Source organism: Streptomyces davaonensis JCM 4913 (assembly GCF_000349325.1).
Taxonomy (GTDB): Bacteria; Actinomycetota; Actinomycetes; order Streptomycetales; family Streptomycetaceae; genus Streptomyces; species Streptomyces davaonensis.
Map to the genome: position 1 here is coordinate 2,964,626 of NC_020504.1, position 19,681 is coordinate 2,984,306.

A 19,681-nucleotide genomic window follows, 5' to 3' on the forward strand; every position below is an offset into this window, starting at 1 on the left:
TGGTGGGGCGGGGGAAGCGGCCGTACCCGCCCACCTACATACGGATTCGGTGCGCGGTTGTCTCCGGGCGGCCGGGACGCCGGACACGTTCTAGGCCGCCCCCGCTCCCGTCAGTGACCGCACCTCGGTCTCCGCGTGCTTGGCCTCGTCCGGGACTTCGGCGGAGGTGACCGTGCCGAGCCAGCCGGCGACGAAGCCGAGCGGGATGGAGACGATGCCGGGGTTCTGGAGCGGGAACACCTGGAAGTCGACGCCGGGGAAGAGGGATTCGGGGCTGCCGGACACCACCGGGGAGAGCAGGACGAGGGTCACGGCGGGGATCAGGCCGCCGTACACGGCCCAGACGGCGCCGCGGGTGGTGAGGCCGCGCCAGAACAGTGAGTAGAGCAGTACGGGCAGATTGGCGGAGGCGGCGACGGCGAAGGCGAGCCCGACCAGGAAGGCGACGTTGAGGTCTCGGGCGAGCAGGCCGAGGGCGATGGCGACCACGCCGATGCCGACGGCTGCGACGCGTGCGACGGCGACCTCGCTGCGGGGCTTGGCCCGTCGGCGCCGCAGTGACGCGTACAGGTCGTGGGCCACAGACACCGAGGAGGCGAGGGTGATTCCGGCGACCACGGCGAGGATCGTGGCGAAGGCGACGGCGGCGACGACCGCGAACAGCACCGTCCCCCCGGTGGAGTGGGCCCCGCCGCCCAGATCGAGCGCCAGCAGCGGTACGGCCGTGTTCCCGGCGGCGTTGGAGCCGCGCACCGCTTCCGGGCCGACGATCGCGGCGGCGCCGAAGCCGAGGACGATCGTCATCAGGTAGAAACCGCCGATCAGCCCGATCGACCAGACCACCGAGCGCCGGGCCGCCCGCGCGGTGGGCACGGTGTAGAAGCGGGACAGGATGTGCGGGAGCCCCGCGGTGCCGAGCACCAGGGCGAGTCCGAGGCTGATGAAGTCGAAGCGGGCGGTCCAGTCGCCGCCGTACTTGAGGCCGGGAGCCAGGAACGAGTCGCCGTGGCCGCTGCGATCGGCCGCAGTGAGCAGCAGTTGGTCGAAGTCGCCGTGGAAGCGCACCAGGACGAGCACGGTCAGCGCGATGGTGCCGCCGAGCAGCAGGACCGCCTTCACGATCTGGATCCAGGTGGTGGCCCGCATCCCTCCCAACGACACATAGATCACCATGAGCGCGCCGACGCCGATGACGGTCCAGGTCTGCGCCGCCTCGCCCTGGCCGCCGAGCAGCAGCGCGACCAGGCTGCCAGCACCCACCATCTGCGCCACCAGATACAGAACGGACACGGTGACCGAGGAAGTTCCCGCCGCGATCCGCACGGGCCGTTCGCTCATCCGGGCGGCGACCACGTCGGCGAGGGTGAACCGGCCGCAGTTGCGGACCAGTTCGGCGACCAGGAAGAGCACGACCAGCCAGGCGACGAGGAAGCCCACGGAGTACAGCAGTCCGTCGTAGCCGTAGAGCGCGATGAGTCCGGAGATGCCGAGGAAGGATGCGGCGGACATGTAGTCGCCCGCGATGGCAAAACCATTCTCCATCGGCGAGAAGAGACGGCCGCCGGCGTAGAACTCCTCGGCCGATCCTTGCCGGTGGCGGCTCACCCAGGTCGTGATCGCCAGGGTGACGGCGACGAACGCGCTGAACAGCAGGAGCGCCAAGGTCTGGTGATCGCCCGTCACGAGTTGCCGCCCCTCGCGCCGCGGGTCAATTCCTGGGTGTCCCAGCGCAGTTCGAGCGCGGCCCGGTCGCGGCGCAGACGCGCGTGCCGGGTGTAGGCCCAGGTGAGCAGGAAGGTGGTGAGGAACTGTCCGAGCCCGGCGAGCATCGCGACGTTCACCGCGCCGGCCACAGGTCGGGCCATCAGCCCGGGCGCCGTGGTGGCGGTCACGACGTAGCCGACGTACCAGGCCAGGAAGCCTACGACGGCCGGGACGACGAACCTCCGGTACTGGCTGCGCACCTCCTGGAAGGCGGCGCTGCGCTGCACCTCCAGGTAGACGTCCGCGGCGTCCCGCACACCCTTCGCGTCGGCCTCGGGGACGGCGTCGGCGGCGCCGGTCTCACCCCAGCCGGAGGCCAGCGCGTCGTACCAGGGGTCGTCGTGGCGCACGCGCGCGTGGGAACGACCGTTGCTTGAGTGCATGCCCAAGGATGGACAGAACGGGAAGATCCCCGACTCTTGTTCCTTTTGCTCTTCACCCCATCAGGTGATTTGTCCGCATGGTGCTGCGCGTGTCCCTTCGCATACGCGTAAACCGGGGCAGGTCGCGGCGGAGTCCGCCGACGACCTGCCCCGGTCCGGGGTCCTACGCGTCGATGCGGGAGCGGTCCAGCGTCGCCGCCGAGGAGGAGATGAACTCCTTGCGCGGCGCCACGTCGTTACCCATCAGCAGGTCGAAGACCTGCTCGGCCGCTTCCAGGTCGGAGAGGTTGATCCGGCGCAGGGTGCGGTGGCGCGGGTCCATCGTGGTCTCGGCCAGCTGGTCGGCGTCCATCTCGCCGAGGCCCTTGTAGCGCTGGATCGAGTCCTTGTAGCGGATGCCCTTGCTCTGGAACTCCATGAGCTTGTCGCGCAGTTCGCGGTCGGAGTACGTGTACACGTACTTGTCCTGGCCCTTCTTGGGCTGGACGATCTCGATGCGGTGCAGCGGCGGTACGGCGGCGAAGACGCGTCCCGCCTCGACCATGGGCCGCATGTAGCGCTGGAACAGCGTCAGCAGCAGGCAGCGGATGTGGGAGCCGTCCACATCGGCGTCGGTCATCATCACGATCTTGCCGTAGCGGGCCGCGTCGATGTCGAAGGTACGGCCCGAGCCGGCTCCTATGACCTGGATGATCGCGCCGCACTCGGCGTTCTTCAGCATGTCGGTCACGGAGGACTTCTGGACGTTGAGGATCTTGCCGCGGATCGGCAGCAGCGCCTGGAACTCGGAGTTCCGGGCGAGCTTGGCGGTGCCGAGCGCGGAGTCTCCCTCGACGATGAACAGCTCGCTCCGCTCGACGTCGTCGCTGCGGCAGTCGGCGAGCTTGGCGGGCAGGGAGGACGACTCCAGGGCAGTCTTGCGGCGCTGCGCGTCCTTGTGCTGGCGGGCGGCGATACGCGTGCGTGCCGCGGCGACCGCCTTCTCCATGACCACCCGGGCCTGTGCGGCGGCATCCCGCTTGGTCGACGTCAGGAACGCCTTGAGTTCCTTGGTGATCACGGTGTTCACGATGCGGCGGGCTGCCGAGGTGCCGAGGACCTCCTTGGTCTGACCCTCGAACTGCGGTTCGGCCAGACGCACCGTGACGACGGCGGTGAGGCCCTCCAGGGCATCGTCCTTGACGATGTCGTCCTCGGCGACGCGCAGCAGCTTCTTGGCGCGCAGCACCTCGTTCAGCGTGCTGGTGACGGCGGTCTCGAAGCCCGCGACATGGGTGCCGCCCTTGGGGGTGGCGATGATGTTCACGAACGACTTCAGGGTCGTGTCGTAGCCGGTGCCCCAGCGCATCGCGACATCGACGTCGAGTTCGCGGGTGACCTGGGTGGGCGTCATCTGGCCGTGCTCGTCCAGGACCGGGACGGTCTCCCTGAAAGTGCCCTGGCCGGAGAAGCGGAGGACGTCGTTGACCGGCTTGTCGGTGGCGAGGTACTCGCAGAACTCGCTGATGCCGCCGTCGAAGCGGAACGACTCCTCGCCCTTGCTGCCGCCCTCGCCGAGGCCGAACTCGTCGCGGACGACGATGGTCAGGCCGGGCACCAGGAAGGCGGTCTGGCGGGCGCGCTGGTGGAGGTTCTCCAGGGAGAGCTTGGCGTCCTTCAGGAAGATCTGACGGTCGGCCCAGTAGCGCACGCGCGTGCCGGTGCGGGTCTTGGGGATCTTCTTGGCCTTGCGCAGCCCGCTGGTGGACTCGAACTTGGCGTCGGGGCCGGTGGCGGCGAAGGAGCCCGGCACGCCGCGCCGGAAGCTGATCGCGTGGGTGTGGCCATTGCGGTCCACCTCGACGTCCAGCCGCGCGGACAGGGCGTTCACCACGGAGGCGCCCACGCCGTGCAGGCCGCCGGAGGCGGCGTAGGAGCCGCCGCCGAACTTGCCGCCGGCGTGCAGCTTGGTCATGACGACCTCGACGCCGGACAGGCCTGTCTTGGGCTCGACGTCGACAGGGATGCCACGGCCGTTGTCGCGCACCTCGACCGAGCCGTCGTCATGGAGGACGACCTCGATGTGGTCGCAGTAGCCCCCGAGGGCCTCGTCGACGGAGTTGTCGATGATCTCCCAGAGGCAGTGCATCAGGCCGCGGCTGTCGGTCGAGCCGATGTACATACCCGGACGCTTGCGCACGGCTTCGAGGCCCTCAAGGACGAGCAGGTGCCGCGCGGTGTAGTTGGAACCGTCCCGGTCTGCTCCTGCCAGCAGCGCTGTGGACGGCACGGACGTCTCGGCGGTCACGCGGTTCGCTCCTCGCTGAATTTCAGATGGTGCCCTTGTGGGTAAGGGCGTGGCTTCGGTTGCCGCTCAGAGGGTACCGAGGCCTGGTAGAGCCGATGTAACGCCACCCTCGTCTGTTGGCAGACTAGTCCAGAGTCGTATGCATGTTCGATCCCTCGATGGAGTGAAGTACATATCACGTTCCCTTCCAGGCATGAACCATTTAGGCTCCGGGCACGTCCTCATGAACAAACCGGCAATCCAGCCGGAGGGACCGACACCGACCGACAGCGCGAACCCGTAAGACACACAGACACGCAATACGGCACATTCGCCGCCAACCGGCAGCAGCCAGCCGCCTGGAAAGATTTTTCAAGGAAAAGCCACGAGCGGGAACGTTTTCGGGCTGGTTGGATGTTGACCCTGGTACGACAGCTCGTCGAGCTAGAGAAGAGGCGACGTGACTACTGTTCTGACCCCCGCGAGCCCGCTGACGGCCGCCGATCGCTGCGACCGCTGCGGCGCCCAGGCATACCTGCGCGTCGTCCTGGCAAGCGGCGGAGAACTGCTCTTCTGCGCCCACCACGGCCGCAAGTTCGAGCCGGGACTCAAGAAGATCGCCGCTGAGATACAGGACGAGACGGAGCGGCTGACGGCCGTTCCCGCCACCGCTTCCGAAGATGAGCGCTGACAACTCGCGTCCACGACGAGCCACCTCCAGGCATTAGGCCGGCGTACGGGCGGCTGCCCCTGATTTCCAGGGGCAGCCGCCCGTACGCGTAGGGGAGTCGCTCAGGGCGCCGTATGCGCCCCTCGCGCCGCGCCGACGTCCCAGCCCAGCTTCTCCAGGGCATCGGACACCCGCGTATAGACCCCGGGGCTGCCCGGGCGGCCACAGCCGCTCCCCCAGGACACCAGCCCGATCAGCCGCCCCTCGGCGACCAGCGGCCCTCCGCTGTCCCCCTGGCAGGCGTCCCGCCCGCCCAGCACCTCACCGGCGCACAGCATGCTGTCGGCGAGATAGGCACTGTCACCGCCGCCGGGATAGGCACGCTCGCAGCGGCTGTCCGAGAGCACATGCACGCGCGCCGCCCGCAGACCGTCCGCGTAGTCGCCGCCCCCGGTCGCGTCACCCCACCCGTAGACCATGGCCGACGTCCCCGGCTCGTACGCCCGGTCCCCCGCCGCCGCCATCGCGATCACCGACTCTCGCGGCAGCGGCTCGGCGAGGGTGAGCACGGCGAAGTCCCCGGCATTGGTGACATCGTCGTACCCCGGATTCACCCAGGTCTCCCGTACGTCGATCTCCTGCCCCTCGCCCGTGCGCAGGTCCGTGCGGCCGGCTATGACCTTGAGGTCGTCCAGCTGGTCCGGCGGCGCCCCGAGGACGTCCTCGCCCATGCAGTGGGCCGCGGTGAGCACGGTGGACGGGCCGACCGCCACGCCACCGCAGAATTGCCCGGAGCGCGTACCCCCGAACCGGTCACGGCTGGACAGCGCCACCGTCCAGGGGCTGTCGGAGACATCGACGGGGAAGCCCCCGACGATGACACTGTCGGCGGTGGCCGGTGCGGCGGACGCCAAGGGTATGACGGCTGCGGCGGCAGCCAGGACCAGTGGCCGGGCCAGCGCCCGGACCAGGGGACGACGCATGCGCGCTCCTCACTCAGGGGTGTCCTTGGAAGACCCAGCGTGATCCACACCGCCGCACCCCGCACCCGCGCGGGCAACGCAAAGACCCGGCTCCCGCGTGGGGAACCGGGCCTTCGGCGTCGTAGGACCGCGACCTAGTCGAGGTAGTCGCGCAGCACCTGGGAACGGGACGGGTGGCGCAGCTTCGACATCGTCTTGGACTCGATCTGGCGGATGCGCTCACGCGTCACGCCGTACACCTTGCCGATCTCGTCGAGGGTCTTCGGCTGACCGTCGGTGAGACCGAAACGCATGGAGACGACGCCCGCCTCGCGCTCGGACAGGGTGTCGAGGACGGAGTGCAGCTGCTCCTGGAGGAGCGTGAAGCTGACCGCGTCGGCCGGGACGACGGCCTCGGAGTCCTCGATGAGGTCACCGAACTCGCTGTCGCCGTCCTCGCCCAGCGGGGTGTGCAGCGAGATGGGCTCGCGGCCGTACTTCTGGACCTCGATGACCTTCTCGGGGGTCATGTCGAGTTCCTTGGCCAGCTCCTCCGGGGTGGGCTCGCGGCCCAGGTCCTGGAGCATCTGGCGCTGCACGCGCGCGAGCTTGTTGATGACCTCGACCATGTGCACCGGGATACGGATGGTGCGGGCCTGGTCGGCCATCGCGCGGGTGATCGCCTGACGGATCCACCAGGTGGCGTACGTGGAGAACTTGTAGCCCTTGGTGTAGTCGAACTTCTCGACCGCGCGGATCAGACCGAGGTTGCCCTCCTGGATGAGGTCCAGGAAGAGCATGCCGCGGCCGGTGTAGCGCTTGGCCAGGGAGACCACCAGTCGGAGGTTGGCCTCCAGGAGGTGGTTCTTGGCGCGGCGGCCGTCCTCGGCGATGATCTCCAGCTCGCGCTTGAGCTTGGGCGCGAGCTTGTCGGCGTTGGCCAGCTTGTCCTCGGCGAACAGGCCGGCCTCGATGCGCTTGGCGAGCTCGACCTCCTGCTCGGCGTTGAGTAGCGGGACCTTGCCGATCTGCTTGAGGTAGTCCTTCACCGGGTCGGCGGTGGCACCGGCGGCGGCGACCTGCTGGGCGGGCGCGTCGTCCTCGTCCTCGTCGGAGAGTACGAAGCCGGCGCTCTCGGCACCCTCGGGCTCGCCCTCGCCGGGCTTGGCCTCTTCGAGGACCTCGTCCTCGGCCAGCTCGGCGTCGTCCTTCTTGGCGGTGGTCTTCTTCGCCGTCGTCTTCTTGGCGACGGTCTTCTTCGCGGCCGCCTTCTTGGCGGTCGTCGTCTTCTTGGCAGCGGCCTTCTTCGCGGGTGCCTCGTCCTCGACGGCCGGGTCGGCGGCGGGTGCCGCAGGCGTGGCGGTGGCGGTGGCCTTCTTGGTGGTCACCGTCTTCGCCGCGACCGTCTTGGTGGCGGTGCGCTTGGCCGGACTCTTCGCTGCGACGCTCTTTCGGGTGCGCTTGGGCTCCGCGGCACTGACCATCAGCGTCACACCCTCTTCCTCGAGGATCTGGTTGAGGCTGCGCAGTACGTTCTTCCACTGAGTGGCCGGAATCTGGTCAGCTTCGAAGGCCCGACGCACGTCATCGCCGGCGATCTGCCCCTCAGCCTTTCCCCGCTCAATGAGCGCCATGACAGAGACGGACTCGGCGATCTCCGGCGGGAGCGTACGGGATGTGCTGGCCGACACGAACAACCTCTCGGAACGTTGGAAAACGGCTTCCGGCCCCGTCCACAGCGGACAGGAGCCGACCACCGACCTGGGGATGGGCCGACGGTGCGGGCGGGGGCCGGGAAGATGCACAGCGCCTTCTATGGCGTCCGTATTCCCTCCGCGGCTGTCACCTCTTAGGTCATCGCGCAGTTTCCGCGAGCGTTACGCCCAATCTGCGTGGCCCGAGTCACACCCCGTAAGCACTCAAAAACTGTCAGATATGGACAGATGAGGTCAGCTGGAGGGTCTGGCCCGAGGTGGACCGCCGGTGCCGCCGCCTCGCCGCACCGTCGGACCCCGCAGGATCCGGGTGATCCTGCGGGGTCCGACGGGAGGCGGTTCGCCGGCCGAGCGATGCCACAGGAGGGGGGAGGCATCCCCGGCCGCGCCGCCCGCGGGGCGCGTCAGTGCTCGCGCGGGGCGGGCACCACGCGCTCCACCTCTGGGTGGACGGTGAGCAGCTGCCGCATCGCCGTCTCCGCCGCCGCACCGTCGGCGGCGGCGAGGGCGTCGACGATCCGGGCGTGGTGCGCCAGCGACGACTCGTTCGGCCGGTCACAGCCCGTGACCGGACCTCCGGAGACCTGGAGCGCTGCCGAGACGATTCCGGAGAGGTGCTCCAGCATGCGGTTGCCGGCGACCTGGATGAGCAGCGAGTGGAACTCGGCGTCCGCGCGGGAGAACGTGAGGGCGTCGCCCTGCCCCAGGGCGTGGCCCATGATCTCGACCATGTCGGCCAGCCGCTGCTGGATGTCCTCCCGGCCGTGCCCCGCGGCGAGGCGCGCGGCGAGCGGTTCGATCGTCCAGCGCAGCTCGCTCAGCTCACGCCGCTGGTCGTCGCGCTGCGGCCCGAAGGCCCGCCACTCGATGATGTCCGGGTCGAGGAGGTTCCAGTCGCTGACGGGACGCACGCGCGTGCCGACGTTCGGCCGGGCACTGACCAGGCCCTTGGCCTCCAGGACGCGGAGCGACTCACGGACGACGGTGCGGGAGACCTCGAAGCGCTGGCCGATCTCCTCGGGCACCAGCGGGCGGTCGGCACCCAGGTCGCCGGAGACGATCATCTGGCCGAGCTGCTGGACGAGTTGGCCGTGCAGTCCGCGTCCGCGGCTGCCCGCGGCACGCCGGCCCACGCGGCCCAGCTCCGGCTCCGCGCCCTCCCAGGAGGGGGGTCCGACGCGGTCGGCGACAGGGGCCTCGGCGTAGGGGTAGCGGTCGAGTTCGCCCGGGCCGACGAGACCGGAGTCGGCGGCGCGGGCGGCGGTCATCATGGTGTGCGCAAGGGTACTCACGGATCCTTTGTCGGCGACCTCTCCAACTCCCTTGAGGTCTTTGGTGAAAAGCACACGAAAGGGTGATCGCTCACCCCGTCGCAATTGACGCCTTATCGGAAAGAAATGGGCTTTCCACGGGGAGTTGTGCGCACTACAGGCATCGAATGGGCGCGGACGGTCGTCATCGGACCCTGCTACGCAGGGTCGTGAGCAGATACGCGCACAGCAGAGTGGTCAGCGACAACGCCAGTGCCCCGCCCACGGGTTGAGCCACCACCCGCGCGACTCCGGCCAGATAGCGCTCTCCCCCGAAAGGCCACTGCGCCAGCAGCACTTCCCTGACCCGCAACGGAAATCCCGCCGCCGACCGCACGCCGGGGCCGTCCAGAACCTTGTGCACCAGCGGTACGACAAGCACGGGCACCGAGACCACTGCGGCGAGCCCGGCAGTCGTCGACCGGAACACCCCGGCGGCCAGCACCCCCGCCCAGGCGCACCCCACCACCAACCCCACCCAACTCGCGCTCAGCGAAAGCCACTCCACGGGAACTTCCGCCACCTCCCGTCCGTATACGAGATACAGCGCCTCCGCATCGCACCCCACCGTCACCACGGCGAGCCCCACCGCGGTCAGCCCGGACACAAGAAGCTTGGCCGCGAGCAGTCCCAGCCTGCGCGGCACCGTGCCGCGGTCCGCCGCCAGCGCGGGGTGCCGGAACTCGTCCCCGAAGGCCAGCGCGCCGAGCAGCCCCGCCCCGAGCGCAGCGGGCGGCAACGGCAGCTCCCGCGGCCAGGCCGCCAGCAGCCGCTCCTGCGGGGTGTGCCCGACCCGGGCGAGCACCAGAGCGGTGAGGACGGAGACGACGAGCACGGCGGCGGCGGTGAGAAATCCGGTACTCACACCGACGGCACGCCGGAGTTCGTAGCGGAGGGGGCGGAGGGGACTGGGGGCGGAGCGGACGGAGATGGGGGGGTGGGAGGGAGGGGGAAGGGGGAGGGGGGGAGAGGGGGAATCGCTCGGATTCCGCGAACCGAGGGGACACCCCTCGGTGGCGGCCTCCTGGGGTTGTGTGTCGTCCGGGCCATCGGACGATGGGGGCACCTGCTCGGCCTCGCGGTCGTGGTCGCCCGCTGCCCCGGGCCCCATGTCCCCCACCTCGTCGGCGAGTTGGTGTACGAGAACGCTGTGCCGGAAGGCGATCTCGCCGATGTCGGCACAGGTACTGCCGTACACGGAGAGGCGGTTGCCGTTCTCGCGGACGATCTCCACCGAGCGCTGCGCCGTGCGGGCGTCCTTGGCGAGGAGTGCCGCGAGGCGGGTGGCGTGCGGGGTGCGCACGGCGACGCGCGGGCGCAGGCGGGTCCGGGAGAAGTCGGCGGCGTCCTGGTCGGCGACGAGTCTGCCCTGGTCGAGGGTGATGACTCGGTCGGCCGTGCGGGCGGCTTCCTTGGGGTCGGCCGTGGTCAGCAGGACGGTGCCGCCCTGGCCGGCGTGGGCCCGCAGGACCCCGTACAGCCAGCGGCTCTCGCGAGTGGAGAGGCCGTCGGCGGGGTCGTCGAGCACGAGTGTGTGCGGATCGGCGAGCAGGGCGCCGGCCAGGCCGAGGCGGCGGTCCATGCCGCGGGAGAGGGTGCCGAGCCGTTCGTCGCGCAGGCTGACGAGGCCGACGACTTCGAGGACTTCGTCGGCGCGGCGGACGGGGACGCCCGCGGCGGCGCAGAGCATGCGCAGATGTCCGCGGACGGTGCGGGCGGGATGGCCCGGCACATCGCCGAGAAGGACGCCGACCTCGCGGGAGGGGTGGGCGATCCGGTGCAGGGGGCGGCCTCTGAAGTGGGTGAGTCCACGGCCCTGTTGGAGTTCGAGCATGAGTCTGAGTGCTGTCGTCTTGCCCGCTCCGGGTGTGCCGAGCAGCGCGGTCACTCGGCCGGCGCGCGCCTCGAAGGAGACGTCGTCGACGGCCGGCGGGAGCTCCTTGCGGGGGTCGCTGGTCAGTCCGAAGGCCTGGATCACCCGAAGCAAGATAGCGCGCTATGTCCGGTTTTCCGGGCATAGCAAGGCCCGCTCCACGCGCGGCAGTAGGCGCGCTCGGATCCCTGTTCGCCGTTCGCTCGGGGGCCCGGTCCCCGCTCGGGTTCCCGGTGCTCGCCTCAGACTTCGGGGCGGAGCATCGGGGGGTTGAGGAGGGTCGCGCCGCCGGCCCGGAAGAGCTGGGCGGGGCGTCCGCCCTGACGGGTGGTGGTGCCGCCGGTGGGCACGAGGAAGCCCGGAGTGCCGGTCACCTTGCGGTGGAAGTTGCGGGGGTCGAGGGCGACGCCCCAGACGGCTTCGTAGACACGGCGCAGCTCGCCGACGGTGAACTCCGTGGGGCAGAAGGCGGTGGCCAGCGAGGAGTACTCGATCTTGGAGCGGGCGCGCTCCACCCCGTCGGCGAGGATCTGTGCGTGGTCGAAAGCGAGCGGGGCGAGAGGTTCGCCGTCGCGGCCGTAGCCGCCCTGCTGGAGCAGCTCCTCGACCGGTGCCCAGCGTGCGTTGCTGGCGTCGCCGCCCGCACGGGGGGCGGGCAGGTCGGGGGCAAGGGCGAGGTGGGCGACGCTGACGACGCGCATGCGCGGGTCCCGCTTGGGGTCGCCGTACGTGGCGAGCTGCTCCAGGTGGGCACCGTTGTCCTGGACAGGTACGGCGGGGTCGTGGGCGCGCATTCCGGTCTCCTCGGCCAGTTCACGTGCCGCGGCCTGGGCCAGGTCCTCGTCGGCCCGTACGAATCCGCCAGGCAGCGCCCAGCGCCCCTGGAACGGCGGTTCCCCCCTGCGTACCGCCAGCGCGCACAGGGCATGGCGGCGCACGGTCAGCACGACCAGGTCCACGGTGACGGCGAAGGGCGGAAAGGCTGACGGGTCGTAGGGCATGCGGCGATCATAGTCGTCTGCCTGACGATAAACACTCCCTTCGCCGGTCGCATCGACCGCTGATCGAGTTCGCTTCGTGCCGGGCGTCCTCAGTGTCGTCAACTGATCGACTTCGCTCCGTGCCGGGCCTGCGCTGTGTCGTGGTGTGGGGTGTCGTCCGAGGTCACACTCCCAGCTGTAGTCCGTCGGCGGCCTCCTCGACCATGGCGAGGCCGAGGCGGCCGATCCGTACGGAGAAGGGGGCGCCCGCGACCCGTAGTCCGGTGAGGACGATCTCCCCGAGCGGGGCACTGGCGGCGGGGCGGAGGGTGACGGTGCCCGCGGGGGCGTCGGGGCGGATTCCTGCGAGGCTGGTCAGCAGCAGTACCCCGGCCGCGGCGGCCGCGGCGGCCGGGCGGCAGGCCGCCGGGTGCGGGATCGGTGCGCTGCCGTCGGTGCGCTGCTCTCCCCCGTACATCTCCGGCAGGCGGTGGTCGAAGGCATCGGCCGCCGCCAGTGCGCCGCGCAGCAGCCCGCTCGCCTCCTTCTCGTATCCGGCGGCGATCAGACCGGCCACGGCGATCGCTGTCTCGTGGGTGCGTACGGCTCCGCTGCGGTGGCCGAAGGGGTTGAATCCCGGCTCCTTCGCGGCCAGTCCGCGCAGTCCCCAGCCGGAGTCCATCATCGGGCTGCCGAGGAGTCGGGCGAGTTGCTCGGTCTGCACCTTGTCGAGGAGTCCGGGTGCTCGTTCGCCGCCGCCCAGCAGGCCGGTGTCGAGGAGGTGGGCGGTGGCCGCGCCCAGGTGCGGTACGAGCCGTCCGTCCGGGGCCCGGGCCGCCGCGGGCCTGCCGCCGCCGAGGTCGTCGATCCAGAAGTCCCGCTGGAACGCGGCCCGCAGACTTCTCGCCCACTGCCGCAGCCCCGGGCCGCCCGGTCGTCCGAAGGCGTCCAGGAGATCGGCGCCGAGCCGGGCCGCACGGTGGGCATGGGCCTGCGTTTCGCAGCGTTGCGGTCCACCGGGGTGTGGGTCGCTGAGGTAGGTGCCCTCGCCGACGGTCGTGCGCAGCCAGGTCAGGCATTGCTCTGCGGCTGGGAGCAGTTCCTCGGTCTCCCTTTCCGGGAGCCCCCAGCGTCGGGCCTCGGCGAGGAGTGCGGGGAAGAGCAGAGTGGCTTCCGTGGCCGTGCAGCTCGGTGGCAGGTGGGGGCCCGCGTCCCGGCGCGGGCCGGGGATCATGCCGGAGCGCGGTCCGTCGGTGAGCTGGGTGCGGGCCAGGGTGCGGAGCGTGCCCGCGGCGAGACGGGTGCCCAGGGGCAGTGTCATGCGGGCCGCGGCGAGGGCTTCGGCGGGGGCCAGGCCGCACCGCCAGGGTGCTCCCGCGGCGAGGTGGGTGTCGGTGGGGTGGGTGGGGTCGCGCAGCAGGAGGGCGTGAAGGTCGTCGACACAGGAGCGCAGGAGCGCTGCCGCGCCTGGGTGGTCGCCCGCGGCTCGGGCGGGGGCGAGCGGCGTCGTCGCGGATGCCTGGGCCACGGCCCGGAGCGGGCCTTCTCCGTCCAGTCGTGCCTTCAGCTCCACACTCGCGCTGCCGCCGGGGGGCAGTTCGATCTCCCAGCGCAGCAGGCCTGCGGAGGCCAGGGCGTCGGTGGGTGGCGGGTCCGCGGTGACGGCCGAGCTTCCCGTAGGGCTCGTCCAGCGCAGGCCGGAGTCGTGGACGGTGGCGGGTAGTTCGGGGCCGGTTCTGCCGGAGGCGATGGCGCTGAGGTCGGCCAGATCTGTCCCCAGGGCGACCTCGAGGGGCAGGCGCAGGGGGCGAGGGGCCGCGCTGTGGAGGGTGATCCGCTCGGTGCCGTCCGCCCGCCGGACGCGCTCGACGGTGACGTCGGGATCCGGGCCCGCGTCCGGGGAGGCACGGAGGGTTCCCACGAAACGTGCTCGGTCCGCGGCTGTCATGCGGGCGTGCACGGGGAGCGGTTCGCGACCGGCGACTCGTACGTGGCACCGGGAGAGCAGTCGTCGGCCCGCTCGGTAGAACCCTTCCAGTCCCTCACCGGTCAGCTGTGCGCGCTCCGTGGAGACGGCGAGGCCGGGGACGGCTACACAGATGAGGGCGGTGTGGGTGGGGGGTAGGTCGGAGGGGCGTCGGGGCGGGGCTCCTGGTGGGGATCCGGGGTGTGGTGGGAGGGGGGTGCGGCGGGTCGTTGCTGTGGGAGGCAGGGGTGGGGGTGCGCCGGGCGGCGGGGGCCGGTGAGTGCCGGGTGGGCCGATGACGTCAGCTGGGGAAGGCGGCTCGGATCCGAATCCGGGCAGGCCGACGTCGTCGGCCGTGGAGGGCGGCCTGGACCGAAGTCCGGGCAGGCGGTAGTCGTCGGCGGTGGAGGGCGGCTTGGACCGGGATCCGGGGAGGCGGTCGTCGGCGCTGGAGGGCGGAGTCGGCTGGTGCATGGGGCGGCTTCCTCTGCGCTCTGTGCGCCTGGGGCGTGTTCGGCGCCGGGTGGGGGATCCGGGGATACCTGGGCAGGCCGGCGGCACGGCCCGTGCAGGCGTTCCGCCACTCAGGTGAACGGGGTGACGCTTCTCGGGGTCACGCCCGGAAGCGGGTGACCCGGGCGAACGGGGGTCGCTGAGGTGCGCGTCGCCCGTGATCACGCATCCCCCTCGGGTGCCGTGTTCGTACCTTCCTGGCAACTCCCGCGGCGCTTCCCCGAGGCACGCGTGGGCCGGGGCTTGCGCGTTGCGCCGGGGTGCGTGCCGCCCGCCGGGGTGCGGGGGCGCGGCACCCTGGTCCTGGGCCGGCGGCCCGCCCTGCCGACCGGGGCTGACGCCGAGTTGTCGGCGGGTCGTGACGCTGAACCGTGGTTGGGTCGCGAGGGCGCACTGGCTGGCTGGGGCGACGTGCTGTTCGTAGGCTGCGACGGCGAGCCATCGGTCAGTGGCACCGGCGAACCCTCGGTCGGTGACACCGGCGATCCATCGGCAGGTCGTGATGACGAGCCGTCGCCCGAACCGGTGTCAGGTCCACTGCCGGTAAGGGCCGCTCCGCTGTTCGGGACCGCCCGCCCGCGCTCCGCGCGCAAGCAGCGTCGGATCGACTCCGGGTCCAGTCCCTCATTGCAGGCCTGATGTAGAAGGCGGGCGAACAGGTAGTCAGGGTCCGCGCCGAGGGCCATGGCGAGTGCTTCGCGGGCCTCCAGTTCGTCGCCCGTGGACCAGGCGACCCAGCCGACGAGAGTGAGGGGCGCCGCGGCGTGCTCGCCGTAGGGGCCGACGCAACGGCGGGCCAGGGCTCGCCACAGACGCAGCGCCGGGCCTGCCTCGTCGCCCTCCATCCACGCGGCGGCGCGGTCGCGAGTCGTGCGGTCCTGGAGACCGAGGATGAGCCGGGCCGCCTCGTCGTGTGTGAGGAGGTCGTCGTCGCGGAGGTCCGCGGTGAGTGTGCCGGAGACGGACGGTGCTTCGGCGAGGCGCTCCATCATCCGCTCCGCAAGTTCCAGGGTCTCGTCCGCGACCTCCGCGCGGGATGCGTCTTCGAGGATCCGTGGGACCAGGGCCATGCCCGCGGTGTCGAGGGCGACCTCCTGTTCCAGGGCGGCTCCGGTCTCCCAGGGGAACAGCCTGGCGCGCAGCTCACGCAGGGTGCCGCGGACCTGAAGCCCGGCGTACGTGGCTGCCGCAGCCAGTACCGAGGTGCCGGGCAGGCCCATCACGGTGCCGTCCGGCGGGCAGCAGCCTTCGTTGGCGCAGCAGTACGACCAGAAGCGGCCTTCCGAGATGCACAGGGCCTCGATCACCGGTACGTCGAGGTGACCGCTCTCGACGCGCAGTTTCTGTGCCAGGGGGCGCAGGCGCTCCATGACCTGTCGGCCGGACTCGCCCGCTGCGGGCTCCTGACAGAGGAAGGCCACGATCTGCTCGGGGCGGGCGCCCCGGCGTTCACTGCCCGTGACCAGTCCGTGGGCCAACTGCCGGGCCGCGGACGGCCAGTCGTCCGGGTTGGTGGGGATGCCGAGCCGAGCCCGCCCGCCGAAGCGGCCGCGGCCGTCCCGGTCGTGCAGGGCGACCAGCACGATGCTGTCCTCGGGGCGGTAGCCCAGCAGATACGGCAGTGCGTCGGCCAGTTCGGCCGGGGTGCGCAGGGTGACTTGCTGTTCGCCGCCGTGGCCTTCGTAGGTGGTGCAGTCGAGTTGGTTCGCGGGGTGCGTCCCGTGCCCCACGATGTCGCTGTTCTCAGGGTTTCCAGCGGTTTCGCCGTGATTCGTCATGGCAAGACGATCTCGCGGATCGCAATCTTCCGCTTTGCCCTGTGGATAACTCGGAGCAGGGACATGGCAATTCCACAGGGTGCGGCTCTCGGCGTACCGGCGGAGTCTCCGCTCAGCGTGAAGCAGAGCACGCCGCCCAGGCCACCGCGCAGGCTCAGCCCGCCGCAGCCAGCACCAGTGGAAGCACCTCGCCGCTTCCGGCCCGCCGCAGCAGCCGACCCGCGACCGCCAGAGTCCAGCCCGTGTCGGTGTAGTCGTCCACGAGCAGCACGGGACCGCGCGAGTTGCCCAGGGCCTCGGCCAGTTCCCCGGACACGCTGAACGCATCCGACAGTGCCCGCAGCCGTTGCGCCGAATTGCTGCGCCGCACCGCATGCTCCGGACCCGTGTGCGTCAGCGCGCCGAGGAACGGCAGCCGCCCGATGTCCGCGATGCCCTGGGCCAGCGTGCCCACCAACTGCGGCCGCGTCAGGGACGGCACCGCCACGACACCGACCGGCCGGGCCGACGCCTGTTCCCCGCCCGACGCCCAACCGCCCGGTGACCGCGCCCAGTCGGCGAGAACGGCCACCGCCGCCCGCAGGACGTCGTCCGGGACCGGACCGTCCGCCGCGTTCTCGGCCAGCAGCGGGCGCAGGCGGTTGCCCCACCCGATGTCCGAGAGCCGCCCCAGGGCTCGACCGGTGGAGCACTGCTCGCCCGCCGGGATCCGTCCCTTGAGGTCGATGCCCAGGGCGGGCATCCCGGTCGGCCACATCCGGCGCGGCTCGACCTCGACCCCGGGTCGGTCCAGCTCCTTGGTCGCGCCCGTCAGCGCCTCCTCCGTAACAGTGGAATCAGTCCACGGGCCCGCGCAGTTGTCGCACCGGCCGCATGCGGTGGCGCCCTCGTCGTCCAGTTGTCGGCGCAGGAACTCCATGCGGCAGCGGGAGGTGCCGGCGTACTCGCGCATGGCTTGCTGCTCGGCGGCTCGCTGTCGGGCTACCCAGGCATAGCGTTCGGTGTCGTACGCCCAGTCCGCCCCGGTGGCGATCCAGCCGCCCTTGACGCGCTTGACCGCGCCGTCGACGTCCAGCACCTTCAACATGGTCTCCAGGCGGCTGCGCCGTAGCTCCACGGCTGCCTCCAGGGCCGGCACGGACAGGGGCCGTCCGGCCCCGGAGAGGGCGGAGAGGGTCTGTCGGACCTGGGCCTCGGGCGGGAACGCGGTGTCGGCGAAGTAGCGCCAGATGGCCTCGTCCTCCTTGCCCGGCAGCAGCAGGACGTCGGCGTGGGCGACGCCTCGGCCGGCACGTCCGACCTGCTGGTAGTAGGCGATCGGCGAGGAGGGCGAGCCGAGGTGGACCACGAAGCCCAGGTCCGGCTTGTCGAAGCCCATGCCGAGCGCGGAGGTCGCCACCAGGGCCTTCACCCGGTTCGCGAGGAGATCCTCCTCGGCCTGGAGCCGGTCCGCGTTCTCCGTGCGCCCGGTGTAGGAGGCCACGGCGAAGCCGCGTTGCCGCAGGAAGGCGGTGGCTTCCTCCGCCGCTGCGACGGTGAGGGCGTAGATGATCCCCGAGCCCGGCAGCTCGTCCAGGTGCTCCGCCAGCCAGGCCAGACGGTGTGCGGCGTCCGGCAGTTGGACCACGCCGAGTCGCAGGCTCTCCCGGTCCAGTGGGCCGCGCAGCACCAGGGCCTCTCCGGCGCCGGTGCCCAGTTGCTCGGCCACATCGGCCGTCACGCGCGCGTTGGCGGTCGCGGTGGTGGCGAGTACGGGCACACCGGGAGAGAGTTCGGCCAGCATCGCCCGCAGCCGGCGGTAGTCCGGGCGGAAGTCATGGCCCCAGTCGGAGATGCAGTGCGCCTCGTCGACCACGAGGAGACCGGTGGTGGCGGCGAGCTTGGGCAGCATCTGGTCGCGGAAGTCGACGGAGTTGAGGCGCTCCGGGCTCACGAGGAGCACATCGGTCTCGCCGCGCTCGACCTCGTCGTGGATGGTGTCCCACTCCTCGGGGTTGGCCGAGTTGATGGTGCGCGCCCGGATGCCCGCCCGCTCCGCCGCCCCGACCTGGTTGCGCATGAGCGCCAGCAGTGGCGAGACGATCACCGTGGGGCCGGAGCCGCGCCGGCGGAGCAGGGCGGTGGCGACGAAGTAGACCGCCGACTTGCCCCAGCCGGTGCGCTGCACCACCAGGGCGCGCCTGCGCTCCCGCACCAGCGCGGCCACGGCCTGCCACTGGTCCTCCCGCAGGCGCGCGGAGCCTCCCGGGTCGCCCACCAGCTGACCGAGGATGGCATCGGCTTCGGCACGGAGTTCCAGTTCGTCCATGCCCCCATGCAACCCGATGGCACTGACAGTCAGCCACTCCGGCCCCTAGCGGGTCGCCCGAAGCGGCGGCCCCGCGCGCGTGGGCGCACGATCGGCATGGTTGGCGCAGGAGATCGCCTGGGAAGCCTCATCAAGATCATCGGTGACCGGGTTCACAAGGCCGGAAGCTCTGTAGCGCACCGAGAACTGGCTATTCGCCCACTCCTGCCGCCTCGCTCTCGGACGACCTACGCGCCTCACGCGTCAGCAGGTGGATCACAGGGTAGGGATATAAGACGCACACCATCCTATATCAGTCGGGCGTCCCAATTGCTCGTTGCCGCAACCAAGTTCGACAGGAAGAATTGAGGTCCGCTCCCCGCACGGCTCGCCCGTGGTCCGGCAGGGCTCCGCTGTGGTGCGCGCTCCCCCGAATCCACCCCGCCCGCAGTGTGGGCGCGTAGCCGAAGGGAGGACCGTGACCTTCGGATTCGCTCCGTCCCCCGCGGCATCCACGTCAACCTCCAACGACCTGTCCGCCACCACAGTGGGCCGGGTGCTGGAGCCCGCCGAGTGGGCCGCCGCCGAGATCCCCCTGCTGCGCAACCCCCGCGAGGTCGTCAGCGGACTGCACTCCCGGCACCGCCCCAAACCGGCGACCGCGATCGTGGCCGTGCTCGACCCGGACGAGCGCCTGCGGGCGAGCGCCTCGTTCACCCGGCGGACGGCCCCGGCCGACGGCTGGATGTTCCGCAACGTCCTGCTCGACCAGCTGCGCCGGGTCATCCCGCACGACCTGCGCCGCCGCACGCCCGTGCGCACCGCCGTCCTGCTCTACTGCCGTGAGGGCGACGCGCGTTGGACGGAGGAGGACGGGGCGTGGATGTGGGGCCTGCGTGACGCGTGCACGCTGCACGGCCTGCGCTGCGGGGCGTACATCACGCTGACGCGGGACGGCTGGCAGGTGCTGGGCGAAGGGCGCGGTGGGCGCCGCCCCAGCGTGGACTCCACTCCGGAGCCGTTCGCCACCTCCGAGTCACCGCCGCCGCTGCCCCGCACCGGCGGCGCCACCTCGGAGCTGCTGCGCCGCGCCGCGGCCCGCTGAGCGGACCGCCCACGACCACCATCGGCGGAACGTTTCCCCGCTGCCATCACAAGCGGCAGCAAGCCGTACGTCCCACCGGACACCCCTACGGCCATCGATCGACCGCGCA

Annotated in this window: 13 protein-coding genes; 2 read left to right on the top strand and 11 right to left on the bottom strand. The window is 71.2% G+C overall.

Features of this window, described 5'->3' with window-relative positions:
* Window positions 1-90: 90 nt before the first annotated feature.
* The 3 genes from BN159_RS12745 to BN159_RS12755 form a co-directional block, all read right to left on the bottom strand.
* Complete coding sequence (locus BN159_RS12745) at window positions 91-1,683, bottom strand: solute symporter family protein (RefSeq protein ID WP_015657392.1); 1,593 nt, start codon at window positions 1,681-1,683, stop codon at window positions 91-93.
* Entirely contained in the window at window positions 1,680-2,147 is a 468-nt protein-coding gene (locus BN159_RS12750) for a DUF485 domain-containing protein (RefSeq protein ID WP_015657393.1), read from the bottom strand. Before BN159_RS12750 ends, BN159_RS12745 begins: the two co-directional genes overlap by 4 nt.
* Window positions 2,148-2,310: 163 nt before the next feature.
* Window positions 2,311-4,434 (bottom strand): DNA gyrase/topoisomerase IV subunit B, encoded by a 2,124-nt coding sequence (locus BN159_RS12755; protein ID WP_015657394.1) that lies wholly within the window; start codon window positions 4,432-4,434, stop codon window positions 2,311-2,313.
* A 439-nt stretch (window positions 4,435-4,873) separates the two neighbouring features.
* On the opposite strand from BN159_RS12755, the gene BN159_RS12760 reads away from it, so the two are divergent.
* A complete protein-coding gene (locus BN159_RS12760) occupies window positions 4,874-5,104 on the top strand; it encodes a DUF7455 domain-containing protein (RefSeq protein ID WP_015657395.1) in 231 nt (76 codons plus the stop codon).
* A gap of 101 nt (window positions 5,105-5,205) precedes the next feature.
* On the opposite strand, the gene BN159_RS12765 is transcribed toward BN159_RS12760, so the two are convergent.
* The 8 genes from BN159_RS12765 to BN159_RS12800 all read right to left on the bottom strand — a co-directional run bounded on the left by BN159_RS12765 (window position 5,206) and on the right by BN159_RS12800 (window position 18,488).
* Window positions 5,206-6,066: a S1 family serine peptidase gene (locus tag BN159_RS12765; protein ID WP_015657396.1), complete on the bottom strand. Its 861-nt coding sequence runs from the start codon at window positions 6,064-6,066 to the stop codon at window positions 5,206-5,208.
* Between the two features lie 134 nt (window positions 6,067-6,200).
* Window positions 6,201-7,736: an RNA polymerase sigma factor gene (locus BN159_RS12770; protein ID WP_015657397.1), complete on the bottom strand. Its 1,536-nt coding sequence runs from the start codon at window positions 7,734-7,736 to the stop codon at window positions 6,201-6,203.
* A 428-nt stretch (window positions 7,737-8,164) separates the two neighbouring features.
* Window positions 8,165-9,052: a FadR/GntR family transcriptional regulator gene (locus tag BN159_RS12775; protein ID WP_078598789.1), complete on the bottom strand. Its 888-nt coding sequence runs from the start codon at window positions 9,050-9,052 to the stop codon at window positions 8,165-8,167.
* Between the two features lie 163 nt (window positions 9,053-9,215).
* The gene (locus BN159_RS12780; protein ID WP_015657399.1) at window positions 9,216-11,048 is read right to left on the bottom strand and encodes an ABC transporter ATP-binding protein; all 1,833 of its coding nucleotides are present in this window, start codon (window positions 11,046-11,048) and stop codon (window positions 9,216-9,218) included.
* A gap of 137 nt (window positions 11,049-11,185) precedes the next feature.
* Window positions 11,186-11,944: an NUDIX hydrolase gene (locus BN159_RS12785; RefSeq protein WP_015657400.1), complete on the bottom strand. Its 759-nt coding sequence runs from the start codon at window positions 11,942-11,944 to the stop codon at window positions 11,186-11,188.
* 163 nt (window positions 11,945-12,107) lie between these two features.
* Window positions 12,108-13,976, bottom strand: a complete 1,869-nt coding sequence (locus BN159_RS12790; RefSeq protein ID WP_041821310.1) for a glycogen debranching N-terminal domain-containing protein — start codon at window positions 13,974-13,976, stop codon at window positions 12,108-12,110.
* 587 nt (window positions 13,977-14,563) lie between these two features.
* On the bottom strand, window positions 14,564-16,180 hold the full coding sequence (locus tag BN159_RS12795; RefSeq protein ID WP_015657402.1) for a DUF4192 domain-containing protein: 1,617 nt from the start codon (window positions 16,178-16,180) through the stop codon (window positions 14,564-14,566).
* Between the two features lie 154 nt (window positions 16,181-16,334).
* Window positions 16,335-18,488 (bottom strand): RecQ family ATP-dependent DNA helicase, encoded by a 2,154-nt coding sequence (locus BN159_RS12800; RefSeq protein ID WP_015657403.1) that lies wholly within the window; start codon window positions 18,486-18,488, stop codon window positions 16,335-16,337.
* 457 nt (window positions 18,489-18,945) lie between these two features.
* On the opposite strand from BN159_RS12800, the gene BN159_RS12805 reads away from it, so the two are divergent.
* A complete protein-coding gene (locus BN159_RS12805) occupies window positions 18,946-19,572 on the top strand; it encodes a hypothetical protein (RefSeq protein ID WP_015657404.1) in 627 nt (208 codons plus the stop codon).
* The last annotated feature ends 109 nt before the right edge of the window (window positions 19,573-19,681 follow it).

Coding starts and splice junctions, on each gene's coding strand:
- BN159_RS12800 (WP_015657403.1), bottom strand. CDS start 18,488: ATGGACGAACTGGAACTCCGTGCCGAAGCCGATGCCATCCTCGGTCAG.
- BN159_RS12765 (WP_015657396.1), bottom strand. CDS start 6,066: ATGCGTCGTCCCCTGGTCCGGGCGCTGGCCCGGCCACTGGTCCTGGCT.
- BN159_RS12795 (WP_015657402.1), bottom strand. CDS start 16,180: ATGACGAATCACGGCGAAACCGCTGGAAACCCTGAGAACAGCGACATC.
- BN159_RS12785 (WP_015657400.1), bottom strand. CDS start 11,944: ATGCCCTACGACCCGTCAGCCTTTCCGCCCTTCGCCGTCACCGTGGAC.
- BN159_RS12750 (WP_015657393.1), bottom strand. CDS start 2,147: ATGCACTCAAGCAACGGTCGTTCCCACGCGCGCGTGCGCCACGACGAC.